Here is a 23099-nt window from a genome sequence, read left to right as displayed (position 1 = left end):
TGAAAGATTTAAACTAAAAGAAGTATTATTTAGGGGGTATTTAATATGGAGAGAATTACATGGGATCAATTTTTCATGGCACAAAGCCACTTATTAGCACTAAGAAGCACATGTACACGTTTAGCAGTTGGAGCTACCATTGTAAGGGATAGAAGAATCATGGCTGGAGGATATAATGGGTCCATATCGGGTGGGGAGCATTGTATCGATGATGGATGTTATGTAGTTGATAACCATTGTGTTAGAACTGTGCACGCTGAGATGAATGCACTTTTACAATGTGCAAAATATGGTATTACAGTCGGTGGAGCAGACTTATATGTGACCCATTTCCCATGCTTACCTTGTACGAAATCAATCATTCAAGCTGGTATTGCAAGATTGTACTATGCGCAAGACTATAAAAATAATTCCTATGCAATAGAATTACTGAACAAAGCAGGCGTAGAGACCATTCACGTGCCCTTTGACGAGCGTAAGATTGATTTCCTTAGTGACGAGAAGGTAACCCTTTATATGGAGCTTATAACGAAGCTAAGGGACAAGGGAGCAAGTGAGGAGGAACTTCTGCCTTATGAGAGGAAGGTGGCAGAATTATTCGGTTTGGAGGAATCCAAGGTAATGTAATATATGTAGCCTTGTCCATTTTACTTGCTACTCTAGCAGCATTTGAATCGACAAGGCTACTAATCTTGTTCGTACTATTATTCTGTTGGTTTATTTATAGGCAAATTTCGTTAATGTTAACTATTACTATTATTTCTATAGGCTTCTTTACTTTTTTTTATGTAGATCATATAAATCCAGAAAAGGTCGAACATAACGACGTAAAAACGATTACTTGGACGGATAACTATCGTATTAACGGAAGATTTATAAGAGGCTTTGCTACTTCAGATACAAACCAAAAGTGGTATGTTCAGCTAAAAATATTAAACGAAGACGATAAAGACTACTTTTCTAATAACTCTTTAACTGGTATGGAGCTACAAGTTAATGTGGATAAGGCTATAGGAAAACCAGCTTCTCATAAATATGCTTTTGACATAGAAAAGTATATAAAGAGTCATGGGGCTATTGGTCAAATAGACGTTGAAGAATATAACATGTTAACTTTGAAGACTGGATTTAGTACTTATATGGCTAAACAACGCTTCAAACTAAAGCAGCATATTCAACTTACTTTTCCAGCAAGCCTCCAAGCCGAAGCAGAAGCTTTACTAATAGGGAGCAGAGAAAGTATGCCTCTAGAACTTCAGGATGCATATCTCACCCTAGGTATCACTCACTTATTTGCAATCTCTGGCTTACATGTGGCATTAGTAGTTATGTTGCTCTATGAAGTAATGGTACGTCTAGGTGTGAGAAGAGAAACCGCAAATTGGCTTCTAATTTTAGCATTACCCTTATACGGATTTATTGCTGGAGGAGCTCCCTCGGTGTGGAGAGCTGTTTCTGTAACAGAAATTTTGTTGATCAGTAGTCTAATAAAAAATAAGTTAATCATTTCAGATGCATTTTCTTTAAGTTTCATTTTATTTTTGTTTTACTCTCCTTGGGTTGTTTATCAAACAGGCTTTCAATTATCCTACTTAGCTGCCTTTTCACTTATATTTTCCTCAAGCTTGTTAAGATTAAGCAAAAATCCTTTAGCTCAGTCCTTTCTTATTACAGCTATTTGTCAGCTGATGGTATACCCTCTCTTAATCTATCAATTTTATGAGATTTCTCTTTCTTCTTTTTTAGCGAACCTTTTGTTTGTTCCTCTATTTTCATTTGTTATACTACCAATTAATATTTTTATGCTCCCGTTGACTTTTCTTTCTCCCATAATCAGCAATATTATCTTTCGAATCTATGAGCCACTACGAATTTGGCTAGATGATTTCATCATTTTTTTAGGTGCATTGCCATTTCAAATGTGGAATCCTGGACAGCCTGAGCTTTGGTTAGTCGTGATGGCTTATATAAGTATTTTTACTTTTTTCATTTTAGTAGAGAACAAATCTAAGGTTTCTCTATCACTCTGCATTCTTTTTGTACCAATCGTTATACTCCATTTATCTCCCTATTTTGATACTAAGACTAGAATAACTTATTTAAACGTAGGGCAAGGGGACTCTATTCTTATCGAAATGCCGAAAAGGGAGAAGGTTATTTTAATTGATGCTGGTGGTTTATTAAGATTTGATCAGGAAGAATGGATGGAAAACAAAAATATGTATGAGGTTGGTAGACAAGTCGTCGTCCCTTTTTTAAAAGGGAGAGGTATCAGTAAAATTGACGTAATGATTTTATCTCACGCCGATGCAGACCATATGGAGGGAGCAGAGGAAATTCTTCAAGAGATAAAAGTTGAGGAAGTACATATTACTCCAGGTTCTTATGAGGAAGATGCTATGACAGATTTAAGAGAAGAAATTAATAAGCAAAGAATCTCAGTTTTTGAGAAAGGGGCGGGAGAAGTGATTGAGTCGTCCTATTATCAGCTTATTTATTTATATCCAAAGGATGTAAACTATGAAGGGAATGATGATTCTTTAGTGCTTTCTATGGAAAATGCATATTTTAAAGGGTTGTTTATAGGAGATTTAGAGAGCAAAGGAGAGCAAGTGTTAGCTACAGAGTATTCCAAGCAGATTGAGGGACAAACCATACTTAAGCTTGGCCACCATGGAAGTAAAACTTCTAGTACGCAGCTTTTTTTGGAGAGAGCTAATCCTAAATTTGCCATAGTTTCTGCCGGGTTGAATAACCGTTATGGACATCCGCACCCTGAAGTTGTAGAGCGTCTTAACAAATTGGACATACCCTATTTTCAAACAGGGAAGGATGGGTCTATTGAGGTTATAATAACGAAAAAAGGGGAAGTAACTATTTTTCCACATTAGAATAGAGAAAAGGGTCTTGTCTATATACTAGACAAAACCCTTCTCATGAATTATCGAGCAAGAAACTCAATAACTACTGCAATTACAAACATAATTGTAAAAAATCCAAAGGAGACTACAAAACCTACGCCAGAATCGATAGCGTCATTACGCTTCGACTGTACATTTTGTTCAAACTCATTCATTGTTACCCCTCCTATTTCCACATAATTATATAGGATAGCGCAAAAAAAATCTACACACAAACTTTTCTTTTTCACTATTAATACATAATGTCACAAAGTTTTCACTACAATTGCGTTATAATAAATATACTAATGATGAGCAAGGAGATTCAAAATGATTTCAGAAAAATGGATGCAAATCTCTAACGGTAAAATATCAAACGTCTATTTATTATATGGCACGGAAGCTTATTTTATCGAAGAAACAATAAAAAAATTAAAGAATAAACTCGAAGAAGATGGAGAGGCAGAAGTCATTTACTTCGATTTAGAGGAAAAAAATATTGAACATGTCATTTACGAGGCAGACACACTTCCTTTTTTCTCTGAGAAAAAGTTAATAATCGCAAAAAATGCATTTTTCTTAAAAGCCTTGGAAAAAGGCAAAGAAAAAATTGTTCACGATACAGCTCTACTAGAAAATTGGCTTAAAGATCCTTCTTCTACTGCCGTTGTTGTGTTTGTAGCACCTTATGAAAAGCTGGATGAACGCAAAAAGATAACAAAGGCTATAAAGCAAACAGCAAATGTGATCGAAGCTGCGGGTCTACAAATTCATGACTTAAAAAGCTGGGTGTTACATGAAGTTTCAAATGAAGGAAAAACGATTACAGATGAAGGTATTGAACGACTAATTGAAAGTGGAGGAACAAATTTAGTTCACCTAAGAACAGAAATCGCTAAAATTTCGACATATATCGGAGAAGAGAATGAGATTGATGCAGATACCGTCAAATCTTTACTTGTCAGAACGCTAGAGGAGGACGTTTTCACTTTAGGGAACGCGTATTTATCTGGACGAAAGAGTGAAGCAATGGCGATTTATCATGATTTACTTAAGCGTAAGGAAGATCCTTTGAAGCTAAATGCCTTGATCGCTTCTCAAGTGCGATTAATGATTCAGGTGAGTCATCTAAAGAAAAAAGGCTATCATGCGCAACAAATTGCGACCCAATTGAAGGTGCACCCTTACAGAGTGAAATTGTTATTCGACAATCCATTGTTACATCAAGAGGAAAAGCTCTTAAATACATTAAATGACTTGGCTACAGTAGATTTGCAGTTAAAGTCATTGAATACAAATAGAGACCGTATTCTTGAATTATTTTTGTTAAAATAATGGCATTTGGTTTGAAAGATTAACATGTGAGTTCGACAGGGGAGTATAAGGAATTATTTTAAGAGAAAATTAATAGAGAGCTTGGAAATAGTTTTCCAAGCTCTTTTTCTATTCCTGAAACTTCTTAGAAAATATGATTTAATGAAAAAAAATAAAGACTGACCGAGTTTGACATCGGAACAGTCTTTTTTATTTACGCTTTTTTCATTAATTGAGCTTTCTTACGAGAAGCTGCGTTTTTATGAATTAAACCTTTAGAAGCTGCTTTTTCAACTTGTTGAATCGCAGTTTTAATAAGTTCTTTTGCGTTTTCATCGTTATTAAGTGCAGCAGTGTCAGCTTTTTTGACAGCAGTACGCATAGCTGATTTTGCCTTTGCATTTTGAGTGTTTAAAGTCTCATTTTTCTTAACACGTTTGATTGCAGATTTAATGTTTGGCATACCTTTCACCTCCTAGTAAGGTCTGAGATGATACATTTTGTTGGTAACTGAATTTATACAACAAGCATTATTTTAACAAACGAAAAAACAAATTGCAATATATAAATGCAAAGAATATTTACTTGACACTTTGAACAAACTATTTCAGAGGTGATAATTATGTGGGGAAGAACTGATTTAATCGATGAATCGGATGAAATGGTAAAGCATCGATCGGAAAATCAAAAAGATACATTGGCAAAATCAAAAGGTATAAAATTTGAGGAATCAAGGAATGGAGCCGTATTGGTTACATCGATCGAAGTGGATGCAGAAGGGGAGAAACAAATAGGTAAAAAACAAGGGAAATACATTACCTTGACTGATCTAACCTTAAGTCCAGATGATGAGAAGAGCTTTGAGAATATTGCCAGGGCCTTTGTCGACCATCTTCGGAATATGCATCAAGATATTAAACTCACAGATCAATCTAAAATATTAATCATTGGACTTGGAAATGCAACTATTACTCCTGATGCAATTGGTCCCAAGGCAATCGAGTATCTTCAAAATTCATCCTTGACCAACAATGAACGAGTAAAGGTAGTTATGTATGCGCCGGGTGTTACTGGTCAGACTGGTTTCGAAACTAGCGATTTTGTTAGTGCGATTAGTGAAGCATTTCAACCTGATTTAATAATAGTGATGGATGCTCTTGCTGCAAGGAATAGCGAACGTTTATGTAAGACAATCCAAATAACTAATACAGGTATTCATCCAGGGTCAGGAGTAGGTAACCAGCGTAAGGAAATTTCTAAAGAGGTATATAATGTGCCGGTTACTGCAATTGGTATACCTATGGTGGTAGATGGACCTGTGTTATATGCAGATGCGGTAGAGCAGGTTATTCATCATGTTGCAGCACGTGTAGAGGAAAAAGGGAAACCTTCCTCTGCCTTAGCAGTTACTCCTATGGTTTCTAATAAGACGAACATTGATAAAAAAGTCCTTCAGCCTATCTTTGGTGAATGGGTTGGCTGGTCAACTGATGAAAAAAGAAAATTATTTGAGGAAGTATTTGTTGGAAAAAATCCATCCTTATTTGTTACGCCAAAGGAAACAGATTTATGGGTGGAACAGTATGCTTACATGCTTTCTACGGGTATTGAAACCTGGCTTGTAAGTAAATAGGTCGTTCTAAAAATCCTTCTCTTCTCATACGATTGTGTGAGGAGAGTGGAACCTATGACTAATACGTTAAAGAAGCTAACTACGATTTTATTACTCTTATTTTTGGCGCCTATTATTATTGCAACAGTCCAAACACCTCTAAGCATGGACGCAACAACTGAAAAAGCAGTAGAAAAGAAAAAAGAGGATATCCCGGTTGTTTATGCGGCACAAATTGAAACACCGCCGGTAACTGAGACCGAAACTGAAACTGAAACGGAAGCTAAAGCCGATCCGGTAGCAGAAATTTTGCAACCGCCAAGAAAAGCTTTCGTGTACTTTACCCATTGGCAAGAAGCTTTTAAACCAATATTAGCTGCCAGCGGAGAAAAAATTGAAATCTATCATCCAGAAAAAAATATTACTAATTTTCAAGAGCAAATTACTGCTCAGTTTGCTTTTCATAATGTAGAAACTGATTTTCTAACAAGCGACAATCCACATGGTACAAAAGATTATCACTCGGTTAGACCTCTAGTCCAGAAAGCCTTATCTCAAAACAATTATGATATTGTACTAGACATTCACCGAGACTCTGCAAAAGCAAAAGTGACTACGTTAAAAGTTGGAGAAGAGAGCTATGCAAAAATCATGCTTGTTGTAGGCGGCGAGCATGCGAACTATAAATGGAATGAGCAACTAGCTAACAAACTATCGGAACAAATGAATACAATAGTGCCAGGTATATCAAGAGGCGTTTTCTTGAAAACTGGAAAAGGTGTAGATGGAGTCTACAATCAAGACCTAAATAAAAACACTATACTTATTGAATTAGGTGGCATTGACAGTACAGAAGTCGAACTAAATAGGACAATTGCAATCTTAGCGAAAGCAGTTTCAAATGTTTTTGATCAACAAAATGCATCCTAACATTGATGTATCGCTTGTTCACTGCTATAATTCATAATAGTTTAATTAGGAGTGAACAAGCATGAATAATGAAGAGAGACTGGCACGACAGAAAAAGATACGAAACTTTTCTATAATCGCCCATATAGATCATGGGAAGTCAACGCTTGCTGACCGTATTTTAGAAAAAACAAAGACGTTAACATCTAGAGAAATGAAAGACCAATTGTTAGACTCTATGGATCTTGAAAGAGAACGTGGAATTACAATTAAATTAAATGCAGTTCAGCTAAAGTATTTGGCACAAGATGGGGAAGAATATATTTTCCATTTAATCGATACTCCTGGACATGTCGATTTTACTTATGAGGTATCTAGAAGCTTAGCAGCCTGTGAAGGTGCTATTTTAGTTGTTGATGCTGCACAAGGAATTGAGGCACAAACGTTAGCTAACGTTTATCTTGCATTAGATAACGATTTAGAGATTTTACCAGTTATCAATAAAATTGATTTACCTGCAGCTGATCCAGAGCGTGTAAAAAAAGAAGTGGAAGAAGTAATTGGTTTAGATGCTTCAGAAGCTGTTCATGCCTCAGCAAAAGCTGGTATTGGTATAGAAGAAATTTTAGAGCAAATCGTGGAAAAAGTTCCTGCGCCAACTGGTGATCCAGAAGCACCTTTAGAAGCATTGATTTTTGACTCATTATTTGATCCATACCGTGGTGTAATTGTTTATATTCGAATTATGCAAGGAACCGTAAAACCTGGAGATCGCATTAAAATGATGTCCTCGGGCAAAGAATTTGATGTTGTAGAAACAGGGGTCTTCACACCTAGAACTACTCAACGTGATGAATTGACTGTCGGAGATGTTGGTTTCTTAACAGCCTCTATGAAGGATGTTGGCGATTCGAGTGTTGGGGATACTATTACTTTGGCGAATAATCCGGCACAAGTGGCATTAGCGGGTTACCGTAAGATGAATCCAATGGTGTTCTGTGGATTGTACCCAATTGATAACTCTAAATATAATGATCTTCGAGATGCATTAGAAAAACTGCAGCTAAATGACTCTGCACTAGAGTTTGAACCTGAATCTTCCCAAGCCCTAGGTTTTGGATATCGCTGTGGCTTCCTTGGATTGCTCCATATGGAGATTATTCAAGAACGTATCGAGCGTGAATTTAAAATTGATCTTATTACGACAGCACCAAGCGTTATCTATAATGTAAAGTTGACTAGTGGAGAGACTTTAAAAGTTGATAATCCTTCTATGATGCCAGACGTTCAAAAGGTAGACGCAATAGAGGAGCCTTATGTTAAAGCCTCTATCATGGTTCCAGAGGATTATGTTGGATCTGTTATGGAGCTTTGCCAACGTAAGCGTGGTAACTTCATCACAATGGATTATTTATCTTCTGCTCGTGTAAATATTATCTATGAAATTCCACTATCCGAGATCGTCTATGATTTCTTTGATTCATTAAAATCCAGCACTAAGGGTTATGCTTCCTTTGACTACGAACTTATCGGTTACAAGGAATCTAAACTACAAAAGATGGATATTTTATTGAACGGGGAAAAAGTAGATGCTTTAAGCTTTATCGTGCACAGAGATTTTGCATACGAGCGCGGGAAGCTGATTGTTGAGAAGCTGAAAGCACTAATTCCGAGACAGCAGTTTGAGGTACCAGTTCAAGCAGCAGTCGGACAAAAAATTATTGCACGTTCTACTATCAAATCTATGGGTAAAAACGTTTTAGCTAAATGTTACGGGGGAGATATCTCACGTAAACGTAAACTTCTTGAAAAACAAAAAGAAGGTAAAAAACGTATGAAACAAGTAGGTTCTGTAGAAGTACCTCAAGAAGCGTTTATGGCAGTCCTTAAGATGGATGAGCCGAATAAATAAATTTAGTTTGCCATGGAGAAGTTTTTAAACCCTCCATGGCTTTTATTTGTTTAGGAAATTATAAAACTCGGACCTGTTGATAAATTGATGTCTAGCTCCACCGCCTTGCCCCTCGGGGTCAAATGGATAAAAGCTCCGGTGGCTGAGGAACTGCCTCCTCGCTTTTCTCCATTTGCCTGTCGGGGCAGGGATAGGCGGTTGCGCTTTTCTTGATGTCTAGCTCCACCGCCTTGCCCCTCGGGGTCAAATGGATAAAAGCTCCGGTGGCTGAGGAACTGCCTCCTCGCTTTTCTCCATTTGCCTGTCGGGGCAGGGATAGGCGGTTGCGCTTTTCTTGATGTCTAGCTCCACCGCCTTGCTCCTCGGGGTCAAATGGATAAAAGCTCCGGTGGCTGAGGAACTGCCTCCTCGCTTTTCTCCATTTGCCTGTCGGGGCAGACATAGGCGGTTTCGCTTTTCTTATTATCGAGAAGTTTCCTGAAATTCAATATTAACTAATTTACCTGTTACCGTTGTATATTTAATATTTATAAAAACTCCAAATTCCTTATTGCCATCCTTCATCCACAATTTAAACCTTTCAATGGTTGAATCCTCTTTTGTTTCACTTCCTATATGCAAGTAGTCAATAATAGTCGCATTTGGATATTTAGTTTGTGTCTCCTTTACCGCTAGCTTTCCCCATTTCGCATATGCTGGAACTTGGTCTTGAGCATATGTGCTTGAATACATATTCATGGACACAGTGGTTGCTAACATACATATACCTATGGCTATAAACACTTTTTTGATCATCTTCATACCATCTCCTTTTCTTTAAGATGGTTATCTTGCTTAAAATCATTCCAACTTAATAAATAAATCGGAAAACCCTGTGTAATTTCAATAGTTTGAAGGAACATGAATTATAAGCTATAATTTATGTAGGTAATTACGGAAAACAGTATTCAAATTAGTGCAATATTTGATGCTTGATAAATAACTAGGAGAAGGAGGCACTATTTGCCTCCTTCTTCGTATTTATAAAAGAACGTAGAAAGAAGGCTTATAAATGGTACGCGGAGTATATATACACATCCCTTTTTGTCATCAAATATGTAATTATTGTGATTTTAATAAATTCTATTTTCATAATCAGCCAGTAGATGAGTATATTGAGTCTTTAGGAAAAGAAATGGCTCTTTGGAAAGACGACTTATCGAAAGGTCATATAGAAACTATTTTTCTTGGTGGAGGAACTCCAACTTCTTTATCACTTGAACAGTTAGATCGGTTGTTAACACTTATCCAAGAGCATATCCCACTGGATCATGTAAAGGAGTTCTCATCAGAAGCTAATCCAGATGAGCTTACCCTGGAAAAAATGCAGCTCATGCGAAAATTTGGTGTGAATAGATTAAGCATGGGAGTGCAAACTTTCAATCAAGACTTGTTAAAAATATTAGGTAGAACCCATTCCAATGAACATGTATATAAAGTAATTGAATATGCGAAGGAAACAAATTTCCCCTCTATAAGCATTGATTTAATGTATGGATTGCCAAATCAAACGATGGAGCAATGGAAGGAATCCCTCCAAGAGGCTTTTAAGCTGAAGATACCTCATATCTCTGCATACTCGTTACTAGTTGAGCCTAAGACCATATTCTATAACCTTCTTTCAAAAGGGAAATTATCATTACCAGGTGAAGATTTAGAAGCTGAAATGTATGGATTCTTAATGGATGAAATGAAAGCGAACGGATATCACCAATATGAGATTAGTAATTTTTCTCATGAGGGAAAAGCCTCCGAGCATAATCTTTTATATTGGAACAATGACGAATATGTTGGATTAGGGGCTGGTGCCCATGGCTATGTAAATGGAATACGATATTCTAATCATGGTCCTCTTAAAAAGTATATGCAGCAGCTAGATTTAGGTGAAAAGCCTATTATGATGCAAAAAGAGGTTACTTATGAAGAGAAAATGGAAGAAGAAATGTTTTTAGGTCTTCGAAAAAACAGAGGAGTTTCTTTAACCGTCTTCGAACAAAAATACAGCAAGACCTTACATGAGGTATACGGTAAAGAAATCAAAGAGCTAATTCATAAAGAGCTTGTGGCTTTAGAAGAAGACCACATTTTCCTTACAACTCGAGGACGTTTTGTAGGTAATGAAGTATTTCAATATTTCCTTAAATAATTTGGCGCATAATCGTTGACAGTTTTCTTTAGATTTGATAAGTTTTATATGAGTATTAGCACTCTCTACAGATGAGTGCTAACAGAGGTGATAATCATGCTAACTAACAGGCAATTATTAATATTGCAAGTAACGGTAGATGATTTTATTGATACCGCTCAGCCAGTTGGATCTCGTCAACTTTCGAAAAAGGAGGAAGTACCGTTTAGTCCTGCTACGATTCGAAACGAAATGGCAGATTTAGAAGATATGGGTTATTTAGAAAAGACTCACACCTCTTCTGGCCGTGTGCCATCAGAAAAAGGCTATCGTTACTATGTAGACAACTTACTAACTCCACAAATGGTTTCAAAAGAAGAGATTAAACAAATTCGTTCTGTTTTCGAAGAAAGAAAGGTTGAGACGGAGCAAATAATTCGAAAGTCAGCTAATATTTTGTCTGAACTAACGAGCTATACCTCTATTATGTTAGGCTTAGATGTGAGAAAGCATCGAGTCAAAAGATTTTCAATCGTTCCTCTTACAGACGATTCGGCAGTAGCTATAATCGTTACGGACAGTGGTCATGTTGAGAATCGAGTTTTTTCTATTCCTGAGGCCTTTTCTGCTTCTGATATTGAAAAGATGGTCAATATCATAAACGAACATTTAGTTGGTGTATATTTACACGAGCTACAAATGAAGTTAGAAGCTGTCACTCAGTTCGTCTTACGTCAGAATAACGGTCGGTTAAATGACCTTCTTGGTTCTTTAAACCAAGCGATGATAATCGAGCATGAGGATAAAGTGTACTATGGTGGAAAAATGCAATTGTTAAGCCAGCCTGAATTTAATGATGTGGAAAAAGCAAAAAGCATTATGTATTGGATGGAACACGTCAATGAATTCCCTGGACTTTTCCATTTGAACAAAAAAGGCATCAATATCAGTATTGGTTCTGAGAATAACCAATTTGGAATGGATAATTGCAGTATAATCACAGCTTCTTATGATATTGGAGAAGAACAAAGTGGTTCTATTGCCATCATAGGTCCCACGAGAATGGATTACAAACGTGTAGTATCTTTGTTGGATGTAATGAGTGGGGACTTATCTAGAGAGTTGTCTAGAATATTACGAGGTCAACACGAATAAAGGAGAGTTGCTGCTAAATGGAAAATCAAAAAGAAGAAGTAAAAGATGTATCGACGGAAGAAGAATCAGCAGAACAAGAGATGGTAACTGAAGAAACTAACGAAACTAAAGAAGCAGATGTATCAGAAGAAGCTACTGAAGTAGAAGAAGTAGACGAGCTAACTCTTTTGAAACAGCAATTAGAAGAAGAACAAGATCGTACAGTAAGACTGCGTGCTGACTTTGAAAACTACAAACGTCGTGTTCAAAAGGATAAAGAAGCAGACTATAAATATCGTGCCCAATCTTTACTTAGCGATCTTTTACCTGTATTAGACAACTTAGAACGAGCACTTGCTGTTGAAGCTATATCTGAAGAAGCGATTTCTTTAACTAAGGGTGTAGATATGGTTTATCGTTCTCTTGTAGCAGCTGTTGAAAAAGAAGGATTGGAATCAGTTGAGTCAGAGGGGAAACCTTTTGATCCAAATTTTCATCATGCAGTTATGCAGGAAAAAGACGAAAACCAAGATTCAGGTATTGTTCTTCAAGAACTACAAAAAGGCTACAAACTGAAGGATAGAATTCTTAGACCAGCAATGGTAAAAGTAAACGAATAAAATATAAACTGATTTTTATTGGTGTCCATTAGGTTGCCAGTTATAATATAAATTGCATATAACAGTATTTATTAGGAGGAAAATTGTATGTCAAAAATTATCGGTATTGACTTAGGAACAACAAACTCATGTGTATCTGTACTAGAAGGCGGAGAGCCAAAAGTAATTCCAAATCCAGAGGGAAATCGTACGACTCCATCTGTAGTAGCTTTTAAAAATGGCGAAAAACAGGTTGGGGAAGTAGCTAAACGTCAATCTATTACAAACCCAAATACAATTTCTTCTGTTAAACGTTTAATGGGAACTAGCGAAAAAGTAAGTGCTGAAGGAAAAGACTATACTCCACAAGAAGTATCAGCAATGATCCTTCAATATTTAAAAGGTTTCGCAGAAGAATACCTTGGAGAAAAAGTTACAAAAGCAGTAATCACTGTTCCTGCATATTTTAATGATGCAGAACGCCAAGCTACAAAAGATGCTGGACGTATTGCGGGTCTAGAAGTTGAGCGTATCATTAACGAACCTACTGCTGCAGCGCTAGCTTACGGCTTAGATAAAATGGATCACGATGAAAAAATCCTTGTTTATGATCTAGGTGGAGGTACTTTTGACGTATCTATTCTTGAACTTGGAGATGGCGTATTTGAAGTACTAGCTACAGCTGGGGACAACCGTCTTGGCGGGGATGACTTTGACCAAGTAGTTATGGATTTCCTAGTACAAGAGTTTAAAAAGGATAACGGTATTGATCTTTCTAAAGATAAAATGGCAGTGCAACGTTTGAAAGATGCTGCTGAAAAAGCTAAAAAAGATCTTTCAGGTGTTACTTCAACACAAATCTCATTACCATTTATCACTGCTGGTGAGGCAGGTCCACTTCACTTAGAAGTTACAATGACTCGTGCTAAATTCGATGATTTAACAGCTCATTTAGTAGAGCGTACAATGGTTCCAACTCGTCAAGCATTAAAAGATGCTGGATTATCTTCTTCACAAATTGATAAAGTTATCTTAGTTGGTGGATCTACACGTATTCCAGCTGTACAAGAAGCGATTAAAAAAGAAACAGGTAAAGAGCCACATAAAGGTGTTAACCCAGATGAAGTAGTAGCAATGGGAGCAGCAGTACAAGGTGGAGTATTAACTGGTGACGTAAAAGACGTAGTACTTTTAGACGTAACACCACTTTCTTTAGGTATTGAAACAATGGGCGGAGTATTTACGAAGTTAATTGAACGTAATACAACCATACCAACTTCTAAATCTCAAACTTTCTCAACAGCTGCTGATAACCAACCAGCAGTAGATATCCATGTATTACAAGGTGAGCGACCAATGGCAGCTGACAATAAAACGCTAGGTCGTTTCCAACTTGCGGATATTCCACCAGCACCTCGTGGAGTACCACAAATCGAAGTAACGTTTGATATCGACAAAAATGGTATCGTAAATGTTAAGGCGAAAGATCTTGGAACACAAAAAGAGCAAACAATTACAATTCAATCTAATTCATCTTTATCTGATGAAGAAATTGAACGTATGGTAAAAGAAGCGGAAGCAAATGCTGACGCCGATAAAGTTCGCAAAGAAGAAGCAGAAGTTAAGAATGAAGCGGACCAATTAGTGTTTATGACTGAAAAAACACTGAAAGATTTGGAAGGCAAAGTTTCAGACGATGAGAAAAAATCTGCTGAAGATGCAAAAGAAGAGTTAAAAGCAGCTCTAGAAGCTGGAAATTTAGAAGATATTAAAGCGAAAAAAGATAAATTAAACGAAATCGTTCAACAGTTGACTATGAAGCTTTATGAACAAGCACAAGCGGATGCAGCGGCTAACGGACAACAAGAAGACGGGCCATCTGATGACGGTGTAGTCGATGCAGAGTTTGAAGAAGTAAAGGACGATAAAGACAAGTAATGTCAACAGGAAAAGTCAAAGACCGTTTTCGGCTTTGGCTTTTTCCATGTAATTAGTAGCATTGGAGAAATACGCTATTTGTTTTGCTATTAGGAATTTATCCATGTTACAATTATCTTTATGTGTAAGTTAACAGAGCAGGAGAGTGAACTATGAGCAAACGTGATTATTACGAAGTCCTTGGAGTAGCCAAGGGAGCTTCTGGAGATGAGATAAAAAAGGCGTATCGCAAATTATCTAAACAGTATCACCCAGATATCAATAAGGATGCTAACGCTGAAGATAAATTTAAGGAAATTTCAGAAGCATATGAAGTATTAAGCGACGATCAAAAACGTGCACAATACGATCAATTTGGTCATGCAGGACCTAACCAAGGTTTTGGTGGCGGGTTTAGTGGCGCGGATGGATTTGGATTTGAAGATATTTTCAGCTCGTTCTTTGGAGGAGGAGGTTCGCGTCGTCGTGACCCGAATGCTCCTAGAAAAGGAAACGACCTTCAGTACTCTATGACTATAGAATTTGAAGAAGCAGTATTTGGTATGGAAAAAGAGATTGAAGTGGCTAAAGAAGAAACTTGTGATACGTGTAATGGTACTGGAGCTAAAAAAGGCACACATCCAGAAAAATGTACACACTGTAACGGAAACGGCCAAGTTAATGTTACACAAGATACTCCTTTCGGAAGAATTCAAACGAAACGAGCATGTAATTATTGTGAAGGAACTGGGAAAATTATCAAAGACAAATGTTCAACGTGTCATGGTAATGGAACAGTTAATAAACGCAAGAAGATCAAAATCACTATTCCAGCGGGTGTAGATGATGGTCAACAATTACGTGTTAGCGGTCAAGGTGAACCAGGGGTAAATGGTGGTCCAGCAGGAGATCTATACGTTGTATTTAGAGTGAAAGCTGATCCAAGATTTGAACGTGATGGTGACGATATTTATTACGAATTACCTTTGACATTCGCACAAGCGGCACTTGGGGATGAAGTAGAAATTCCAACTGTCCAAGGAAAAGTAAAATTAAAAATTCCAGCGGGCACGCAGTCTTCTACTAAATTCCGTCTTAAAGGAAAAGGCGTAAAAAATGTGCATGGCTATGGCATGGGAGATCAGCATGTAATCGTAAAAGTAATCACGCCTAAGAAATTGACTGAAAAACAAAAACAATTATTACGTGAGTTTGCAGAAATCAGCGGTGATATACCGGAAGAGCAAGGTAGTACATTATTTGACAAAATCAAGAGAACGATAAAAGGCGAATAAGGAGTTGGAGCAAGTGAAATGGTCTGAGCTATCCATTCATACTACTAATGAGGCAGTGGAAGCAGTAAGCAATATTTTGCATGAAGCTGGTGCTAGTGGAGTAGTAATTGAGGATTCAGAAGAGTTGGCTAGAGATAGAGAAGATGTTTTTGGAGAGATCTACAGCTTAAATCCAGATGATTTTCCAGTAGACGGAGTGCGTATTAAAGCTTATTTGGCTGAAACAAGCTTTCTATTAGAAACGGTGGAAGAGATCAAACTTGCGATCAACAACTTACTAAATTTTAATATAGACCTTGGACATAATATTATTACCGTAACCGAAGTAGACGAAGAAGATTGGGCGACTGCATGGAAAAAGTATTATCACCCAGTTAAAATCTCTAACAGATTTACAATTGTTCCTACTTGGGAAGAATATAATAGAGTGAACTCTGATGAATTAATTATTGAGTTAGATCCAGGTATGGCGTTTGGCACAGGGACACACCCTACTACCGTTATGTGCTTGCAGGCACTTGAAAAAACAGTGAAGCCCAACCTATCAGTTGTCGATGTAGGCACTGGTTCTGGTGTGTTATCTATTGGAGCAGCTAAACTAGGGGCAGCTACAGTTCACGCACTTGATTTAGATGAAGTGGCAGTAAGATCTGCACAAGAAAACATTGCGATCAATAGAGTGAGCGATATTGTAAAAGTTACTCATGGTAATCTATTAGACAATATTACAGAACAAGCAGATATAGTTGTTGCCAATATTTTAGCTGAAATCATTATGACATTTACCGATGATGCTTATACTATTGTTAAGCCTGGTGGGCAATTCATAACTTCTGGAATAATTTCGACTAAAAAAGATGATGTGAAAACTGCTCTTCAAAATTCTGGTTTTGAAATAGATGAAATAATGATGATGGAAGATTGGGTAACTATCATTTCAAGAAAGCCTGTTAAGTAAAGGAGTAGTTGTCTTGCAACGTTATTTTACAGAAAAACCGTTAGATGAGAATTCTACTATAAAAATACTTGGAGACGATGCGCATCATATGATTCAAGTGATGCGCATGTCACCTGGTGATGAAGTGTATATAGTAGCCGCTAAAGAAACGTATATTATGACTATTCTTTCTGGAACTAGCAAAGAAGTCATTTTAGAAACAAAAGAAAAAGTATTAAAAACAAATGAAATGCCAATTAAAGTTTCTATTGCCTGTGGATTACCAAAAGGTGACAAACTAGAACTAATCACACAGAAGGCCACTGAACTTGGTATGCATTCCCTCTTTCCTTTTGAAGCAAAGCGCTCTATCGTGAAATGGGACAAGCAAAAAAACGAGAAAAAAATAGCAAGACTGCAAAAGATTGCAAAAGAAGCGGCGGAACAGTCCCATCGCTCATCTATTCCTCACATACATAGTCCTAAGAGCTTGAAAGACCTAATAGAAGTCTCTAAGCAATATGACGTTAAATTTGTTGCTGATGAAGAGGATGCAAAATTAACTGAGCGACAAAAGTTTGCTGACCAATTAAAAAAGGTGTATGATAAACAATCGATACTTATTGTTTTTGGTCCGGAAGGTGGACTAGATAGACATGAGGTTAAGCAACTTTTAGACAATGATTTTCAACCCATTGCACTTGGTCCTAGAATATTAAGAACTGAAACTGCGCCGTTATATGCGCTTGCTGCTATTTCCTATGAATATGAATGAAAGAGGTGTAAGGATATGTCATCCGTTGCATTCCATACATTAGGCTGTAAGGTAAACCATTATGAAACAGAGGCCATTTGGCAACTATTTAAAGAAAATGGTTATGAACGTACAGACTTTGAAAAAAAATCAGACGTTTATGTAATTAATACATGTACTGTAACAAATACTGGTGATAAAAAGAGTAGACAGGTTATACGAAGAGCTATTCGTCAAAACCCTGATGCTGTTATTTGTGTTACCGGCTGTTACGCACAAACCTCTCCTGCAGAAATAATGGCGATTCCTGGTGTTGATATTGTCGTTGGTACCCAAGAGCGTACAAAAATGCTTGGTTACATTGAACAATACAAAATGGAGCGTAAACCTATTAATGCGGTAGGAAACATTATGAAAAATCGTGTATATGAAGAGCTGGATGTACCTGCTTTTACTGACCGTACACGTGCTTCTCTTAAAATACAAGAAGGATGTAACAATTTCTGTACTTTTTGTATCATTCCTTGGGCACGTGGCTTGATGAGATCCCGAGACCCACAAGAAGTAGTTAGACAAGCACAACAGTTAGTTGATGCTGGTTATCTAGAAATCGTCTTGACTGGTATACATACTGGTGGATACGGAGAAGATTTAAAGGATTATAATCTTGCTCAACTATTAAGAGATATTGAAACAAATGTAAAGGGACTTAAACGTCTTCGAATTAGTTCAATAGAAGCTAGTCAGCTATCAGATGAAGTAATCGATGTTTTAAAGCAATCGAATATAGTTGTAAGACATTTACACATACCAATTCAGTCAGGCTCAGATACTGTTCTAAAAAGAATGCGTAGAAAATATACAATGGAATTTTTTGCGAATCGCTTAGACCGTTTAAGAGATGCACTTCCTGATTTGGCAATTACATCAGATGTGATTGTAGGATTCCCGGGAGAAACTGAAGAAGAATTTATGGAAACATATAGCTTTATTCGTGATCAAAAATTTTCTGAACTACATGTTTTCCCATACTCAAAACGTACAGGTACCCCTGCCGCTAGAATGGAAGATCAAGTGGATGAAGAAATTAAAAACGAACGAGTACACCGACTTATTACTTTGAATGATCAACTGGCAGTAGAATATGCATCTCGCTTCGAGGGAGAAGTTCTGGAAATCATCCCAGAGGAAGTTATCACTTCAGAAACGGGAGAAACCATGGTAGAAGGCTATACGGATAATTACTTAAAAGTTGCTATACCAGGCTCTGAAGAACTGATCGGAAAATTAGTAAGAGTAAAAATAACGCGAGCAGGCTATCCTCAAAATATTGGTCAATTTGTTCGTGTGTTAGAAGAAGTAAAAGAGCTAGTTTGACTTAGGTCACTAGCTTTTTTACATGAAAAAGGAAAGACAAGGGGGGCATTAAAGGCAAGTGCACCCATGTTACTTCCTTTTTTTTGTTGGAAGAAACATAGTTGCTTGGCTTTTCTTATGTTTACTAGTAATATTAAGAGGTACGTACAACTAAGAAGGAGATTTTAAAATGACAAATAATATAGCAGCACTTATAGATCATACGTTATTAAAACAAGATGCGACTAAAAATCAAATTGAAAAACTTTGTGGGGAAGCAAAACAACATGTATTTGCATCTGTTTGCGTTAATCCGACTTGGGTTAGCTTAAGTGCTTCTCTATTAAAAGACTCACCGGTTAAGGTATGTACAGTAATCGGATTCCCACTAGGGGCTAGCACTAGTGAAGTAAAAGCATTTGAAACTACGGATGCTATTGAAAAAGGTGCAGATGAAATAGACATGGTTTTAAACGTTGGAGCTTTAAAAGACGGCGATTTTGATTATGTTCAAAAGGATATTGAAGCAGTAGTACAAGCAGCTAAAGGAAAAGCTATTGTAAAAGTAATTTTAGAAACTTGTTTATTAACAAATGAGCAAATAGCTAAAGCTAGTGAACTATCTAAATTAGCTGGGGCAGATTTTGTCAAAACTTCTACTGGATTTTCAACTGGAGGAGCAACTGTCGAAGCAGTTAAATTAATGCGCGAAACAGTAGGTCCTGAGCTAGGTGTGAAAGCTTCTGGAGGAGTTAGAAGTCTTGCTGATTTAGAAGCTATGGTTGAAGCAGGAGCTACTAGAATAGGTGCAAGTTCTGGTGTAGATATTGTAAATGGCTTAGAAAGTAAGTCAGATTATTAATTGGTGAATATTTAAAACCAAAGTATTGACCAAGTCTATAATATACGGTATAATTTTTTAGTACATAACACTTGGTTATGTACTGACGTGTGTTCGGAGGGAGGGAAAGAGAGATGTCAAAAACTGTCGTTCGCAAAAACGAATCGCTTGAAGATGCTCTTCGCCGCTTCAAACGTACTGTATCTAAAAGTGGTACAATTCAAGAGGTTAGAAAGCGCGAGTTTTATGAAAAACCAAGCGTGAAACGTAAAAAGAAATCAGAAGCTGCACGTAAACGTAAGTGGTAATTTAATCCCAACCATCCCTACGTTCAAAACACGTACTGTATGATTAACATTTACAATTATGTAAACCGAGAAAATTTATTTTCTCGGTTTATTTTAATTTATAGTTTAAAAGAGATTAGCTGTATGTAATATACTGAGCACTCGAACGATCATCGTTCGAGTGCTTTTTTTGTTTTTTTGAGTAAAAGAGGGATTTGTAATTATATATAGAATTTAGAAGATACCTGGCTATGAATTCTTATGGCCGAAACTTCTGGAAGGGGTGACATATTGAAAATGAAAAAAATTCAAAAGAGCATACTAATGAGAGGTATTACTTCTTAACTAGGGTATAAACCTCTCAAGGTAATGGGAGGAAAAATTAAAGATGATGAATTTAGAAAACATGGTACACGTATTAGCTTCAAATACGGTGGCCCAAAACCTCGTTGAATTTTGGGGAAATGATGAGGGTTCATTAGAACTATGGCGCGCAAGTTCAAACTTTGTATATGCTTTTAAACAAAATGAAATTCAATATTTTTTGCGATTTAATTTAGAACAGGATAAAACTATGGACCAATTAAAAGCTGAGTTAGATTATATGCAATACTTATCCTTAAATGGTTTTCCATCTGTCGTACCAATTCGTTCAAAGAATGGAGAATTAATTGAAACACTAATGGCACCTGAAGGAACGTATATGGCAGTTGTCTTTAGTAAAGCAAATGGAATTAACCTGGATCCGGATGATATTACTGAAATACAGATGGAGGAGTGGGGAGAATCACTTGGCTCACTACACACTTTGTCGAAAAAATTCGAGCCTGAATTTGTAAGAAGAAAAAGTTGGTTGGACACAGTGGATCTCATGAAAGGTATTTTTCAAAAGCATCCTGCTGATTGTATTGCCCTAGAGGAGCTAAATAGAGTTACCTCATGGCTTCAATCGCTACCGTCGGATAATGATACGTTTGGACTCATACACTATGACTTCCAGCTGGATAATATCTTTTTTGAAGAGAAAAGAAATTGTTTTAATGTAATCGACTTTGATGATGCTATATACCATTGGTATGCGATTGATATTGTAACAGCCCTTGATGATTTTATTGGCGAGGAAAATCCTTCTTCAAAAGTATTAATGCAGTCTTTTTTGAATGGTTATCGCTCCAAAATGAATCTAGAAAATGATATAGTGGCTCAATTTCCACGGTTTCAAAGATATGCGAATTTATATAAATTCTACAAGTTATTGAGTTCACTAGATCATGAAGTCATCATTGATGCTCCGTCTTGGTATGATGGATTAAGGGGAAAGTTAATGCGTGTGACAGATGATTTAAGAATGTCCTTTCAAAAGCCATGGTAAATACAATATGGTATATAAAGGGATGCTTTAGTACAAATGAATAGAAAAAAGAGACTGGACATTATGCTTGCGGGGTTGATGGAGAGAAAACGCGAAAACGTTACAAACAATTGTACTAGCATAGCATATAAATAGCAGCAGAATTGACAGTATAAAAAACAATGAAAATGCCCAGGCTTTTATGCCTGGGCATTTTTTTCAATCACGTTTTATTCGCTTGCAGCAGGTATTAAGTCTATACTCCATACAATTTAAAATGAATGAAGTAGTCAACCAAAAGTATTAGAGAGGGGTCGGCTGTTCTTAATTTTTTTGGTATTTCAGTGGCCTTCTATAATATCTCTAATTCCATTGACATGAATATAAAAAAATATCTCATAATCAAAATATTTTTCTTAATAAAATGAAACTTTTAAGATTTTCATCCGTAAACAATAATATACATATAGATGAAGGGAGGTTTAAGTGTGAAATTAGCGCGGCTATTTATATCTTTTTGCTTGTTACTTGCCGCTTTTGCTGTAGTGATTCCGACTTTTTCTGCAGACTCCAAGTTAGTCTATAAAGTTCCTGTTTATAAGGAAGTAGAGAATGGTTTGTATGCTTTTTTAAAACGCTCTATAAAGGAAGCGGAGGAAGCAGGAGCAGATGCCATCATTTTCGATATAAACACGCCAGGAGGGTTTGTAAATTCTGCAGAGAGTATCGTGAATTTGTTAGATTCGACTGACATTCGTAAAATAGCCTATATTAACTCAGAGGCATTATCAGCAGGTGCATATTTAGCACTACACACAGATGAGATTTATATGTCACCCAATGGTTCCATAGGAGCTGCCGCTGTGATTGATAGTGCCGGAAATGCTGCTGACATGAAAGCAACTAGTGCGTGGAAGGCTAAAATGATAAATGCAGCGGAAAGAACAGGAAAGAATCCTATTTATGCTCAGGCAATGGCTGATGAATCTGTCGATCTCCCTCAGCTACGAGCGGGAAACGGAGAATTGTTAACGCTTTCAGCAAATGAGGCCATAGAAGTAGGTTATTCCGAGGGTACGGTTGCTACGTTTGATAAGTTGTTGGTAGAGAGTGGTCTTGAAGGTGCAAAAGTAGTAGAAATAGAGCAAGCCTTTGTAGAAACGCTCGCAAGAATTGTGACAAATCCAGTAGTAGTGCCGATTTTATTATCTCTTGCAAGCTTAGGTTTGGTACTGGAGTTATATTCTCCAGGTTTTGGACTTCCTGGATCGGTCGGATTACTATCGTTAGGTCTTTTCTTTTACGGGCATCTTGTAGCAGGGTTGGCAGGGTATGAATCCATTATTTTACTGGTAATAGGTATTATATTAATTATCGCTGAATTTTTTGTGCCGGGAGGTATTATTGGTATAATAGGTTTAGCAGCTGTTTTATTTAGTATAATATTAGCAGGTGGTAATCTTTTTTACATGAGTGTTGCTGTTTTAATTGCAATAACAGTAGCTATATTAGGAATGGTGATTATTGTGAAATTCTTTGGTAAAAGAGTGAGGTTGTTGAATAAAATGATTTTGACAGATGCTACTACTACTGAACAAGGGTATGTTTCTAATCAAAATCGTTTAGATTTAGTTGGGAAAATAGCAGAGACAATGACACAGCTTAGACCTTCAGGGACTATACGTATTGAGAATGAACGTATCGATGCGGTATCTGATGGTAGTTTTATCGGCAAAGATAAGAAAGTAGTAATTATCAAGGTGGAAGGCTCTCGAATTGTCGTTCGAGAAGCAAGAGAAGGGGAGGCAACACAATGA

At 36.9% G+C, this 23099-nt stretch carries 21 protein-coding genes; 18 read left to right on the top strand and 3 right to left on the bottom strand.

Going from position 1 to position 23099, the window contains the following annotated elements:
* The first annotated feature begins 45 nt into the window (after nt 1-45).
* Both NSQ95_RS11210 and NSQ95_RS11205 read left to right on the top strand, forming a co-directional pair.
* The gene (locus NSQ95_RS11210; protein ID WP_169358043.1) at nt 46-627 is read left to right on the top strand and encodes a ComE operon protein 2; all 582 of its coding nucleotides are present in this window, start codon (nt 46-48) and stop codon (nt 625-627) included.
* 113 nt (nt 628-740) lie between these two features.
* Complete coding sequence (locus tag NSQ95_RS11205) at nt 741-2891, top strand: DNA internalization-related competence protein ComEC/Rec2 (RefSeq protein WP_340883199.1); 2151 nt, start codon at nt 741-743, stop codon at nt 2889-2891.
* A 50-nt stretch (nt 2892-2941) separates the two neighbouring features.
* Here the strand turns inward: NSQ95_RS11205 and NSQ95_RS11200 are convergent, their stop codons facing one another.
* The gene (locus NSQ95_RS11200) at nt 2942-3076 is read right to left on the bottom strand and encodes a YqzM family protein (RefSeq protein ID WP_169358045.1); all 135 of its coding nucleotides are present in this window, start codon (nt 3074-3076) and stop codon (nt 2942-2944) included.
* Nucleotides 3077-3230: 154 nt separating this feature from the next.
* Between NSQ95_RS11200 and holA the strand changes: the two genes are divergently transcribed.
* Complete coding sequence (holA, locus tag NSQ95_RS11195; RefSeq protein ID WP_340883200.1) at nt 3231-4235, top strand: DNA polymerase III subunit delta; 1005 nt, start codon at nt 3231-3233, stop codon at nt 4233-4235.
* A 193-nt stretch (nt 4236-4428) separates the two neighbouring features.
* Here the strand turns inward: holA and rpsT are convergent, their stop codons facing one another.
* Complete coding sequence (gene rpsT, locus NSQ95_RS11190) at nt 4429-4677, bottom strand: 30S ribosomal protein S20 (protein WP_169358047.1); 249 nt, start codon at nt 4675-4677, stop codon at nt 4429-4431.
* Between the two features lie 159 nt (nt 4678-4836).
* Between rpsT and gpr the strand changes: the two genes are divergently transcribed.
* The 3 genes from gpr (at nt 4837) to lepA (ending at nt 8647) form a co-directional block, all read left to right on the top strand.
* A complete protein-coding gene (gene gpr, locus NSQ95_RS11185; RefSeq protein ID WP_340883201.1) occupies nt 4837-5847 on the top strand; it encodes a GPR endopeptidase in 1011 nt (336 codons plus the stop codon).
* 54 nt (nt 5848-5901) lie between these two features.
* On the top strand, nt 5902-6756 hold the full coding sequence (spoIIP, locus tag NSQ95_RS11180) for a stage II sporulation protein P (RefSeq protein ID WP_340883202.1): 855 nt from the start codon (nt 5902-5904) through the stop codon (nt 6754-6756).
* 61 nt (nt 6757-6817) lie between these two features.
* Entirely contained in the window at nt 6818-8647 is a 1830-nt protein-coding gene (gene lepA / locus NSQ95_RS11175) for a translation elongation factor 4 (protein ID WP_169358050.1), read from the top strand.
* Between the two features lie 462 nt (nt 8648-9109).
* Here lepA and NSQ95_RS11170 read toward each other — a convergent pair whose 3' ends face one another.
* The gene (locus NSQ95_RS11170; RefSeq protein ID WP_342559648.1) at nt 9110-9448 is read right to left on the bottom strand and encodes a DUF3889 domain-containing protein; all 339 of its coding nucleotides are present in this window, start codon (nt 9446-9448) and stop codon (nt 9110-9112) included.
* Between the two features lie 250 nt (nt 9449-9698).
* Between NSQ95_RS11170 and hemW the strand changes: the two genes are divergently transcribed.
* The 12 genes from hemW (at nt 9699) to NSQ95_RS11110 (ending at nt 23099) form a co-directional block, all read left to right on the top strand.
* Nucleotides 9699-10832, top strand: coding sequence for a radical SAM family heme chaperone HemW (hemW, locus tag NSQ95_RS11165; RefSeq protein WP_340883204.1), 1134 nt, complete (start codon nt 9699-9701; stop codon nt 10830-10832).
* A gap of 96 nt (nt 10833-10928) precedes the next feature.
* Entirely contained in the window at nt 10929-11966 is a 1038-nt protein-coding gene (gene hrcA / locus NSQ95_RS11160) for a heat-inducible transcriptional repressor HrcA (protein WP_340883205.1), read from the top strand.
* A 17-nt stretch (nt 11967-11983) separates the two neighbouring features.
* The gene (grpE, locus tag NSQ95_RS11155) at nt 11984-12565 is read left to right on the top strand and encodes a nucleotide exchange factor GrpE (RefSeq protein ID WP_342559647.1); all 582 of its coding nucleotides are present in this window, start codon (nt 11984-11986) and stop codon (nt 12563-12565) included.
* An 87-nt stretch (nt 12566-12652) separates the two neighbouring features.
* On the top strand, nt 12653-14482 hold the full coding sequence (gene dnaK / locus NSQ95_RS11150) for a molecular chaperone DnaK (protein WP_169358055.1): 1830 nt from the start codon (nt 12653-12655) through the stop codon (nt 14480-14482).
* 152 nt (nt 14483-14634) lie between these two features.
* Nucleotides 14635-15756 (top strand): molecular chaperone DnaJ, encoded by a 1122-nt coding sequence (gene dnaJ, locus NSQ95_RS11145; protein ID WP_251555586.1) that lies wholly within the window; start codon nt 14635-14637, stop codon nt 15754-15756.
* Nucleotides 15757-15769: 13 nt separating this feature from the next.
* Entirely contained in the window at nt 15770-16714 is a 945-nt protein-coding gene (prmA, locus tag NSQ95_RS11140; protein ID WP_340883207.1) for a 50S ribosomal protein L11 methyltransferase, read from the top strand.
* A gap of 13 nt (nt 16715-16727) precedes the next feature.
* A complete protein-coding gene (locus NSQ95_RS11135) occupies nt 16728-17468 on the top strand; it encodes a 16S rRNA (uracil(1498)-N(3))-methyltransferase (protein ID WP_298472890.1) in 741 nt (246 codons plus the stop codon).
* Between the two features lie 15 nt (nt 17469-17483).
* Complete coding sequence (gene mtaB / locus NSQ95_RS11130; RefSeq protein WP_340883208.1) at nt 17484-18824, top strand: tRNA (N(6)-L-threonylcarbamoyladenosine(37)-C(2))-methylthiotransferase MtaB; 1341 nt, start codon at nt 17484-17486, stop codon at nt 18822-18824.
* A 169-nt stretch (nt 18825-18993) separates the two neighbouring features.
* On the top strand, nt 18994-19665 hold the full coding sequence (deoC, locus tag NSQ95_RS11125; protein WP_169358060.1) for a deoxyribose-phosphate aldolase: 672 nt from the start codon (nt 18994-18996) through the stop codon (nt 19663-19665).
* 113 nt (nt 19666-19778) lie between these two features.
* Nucleotides 19779-19952, top strand: a complete 174-nt coding sequence (gene rpsU / locus NSQ95_RS11120; protein ID WP_004227078.1) for a 30S ribosomal protein S21 — start codon at nt 19779-19781, stop codon at nt 19950-19952.
* A 367-nt stretch (nt 19953-20319) separates the two neighbouring features.
* On the top strand, nt 20320-21303 hold the full coding sequence (locus NSQ95_RS11115) for a phosphotransferase (RefSeq protein WP_340883209.1): 984 nt from the start codon (nt 20320-20322) through the stop codon (nt 21301-21303).
* Nucleotides 21304-21803: 500 nt separating this feature from the next.
* Nucleotides 21804-23099, top strand: a complete 1296-nt coding sequence (locus tag NSQ95_RS11110; protein WP_340885933.1) for a nodulation protein NfeD — start codon at nt 21804-21806, stop codon at nt 23097-23099.

This window comes from Psychrobacillus sp. FSL W7-1457, from assembly GCF_038593405.1.
GTDB lineage: Bacteria > Bacillota > Bacilli > Bacillales_A > Planococcaceae > Psychrobacillus.
The sequence above is the reverse complement of the archived record's forward strand: the minus strand, read 5'-3'. Positions and strand labels throughout refer to the sequence as shown.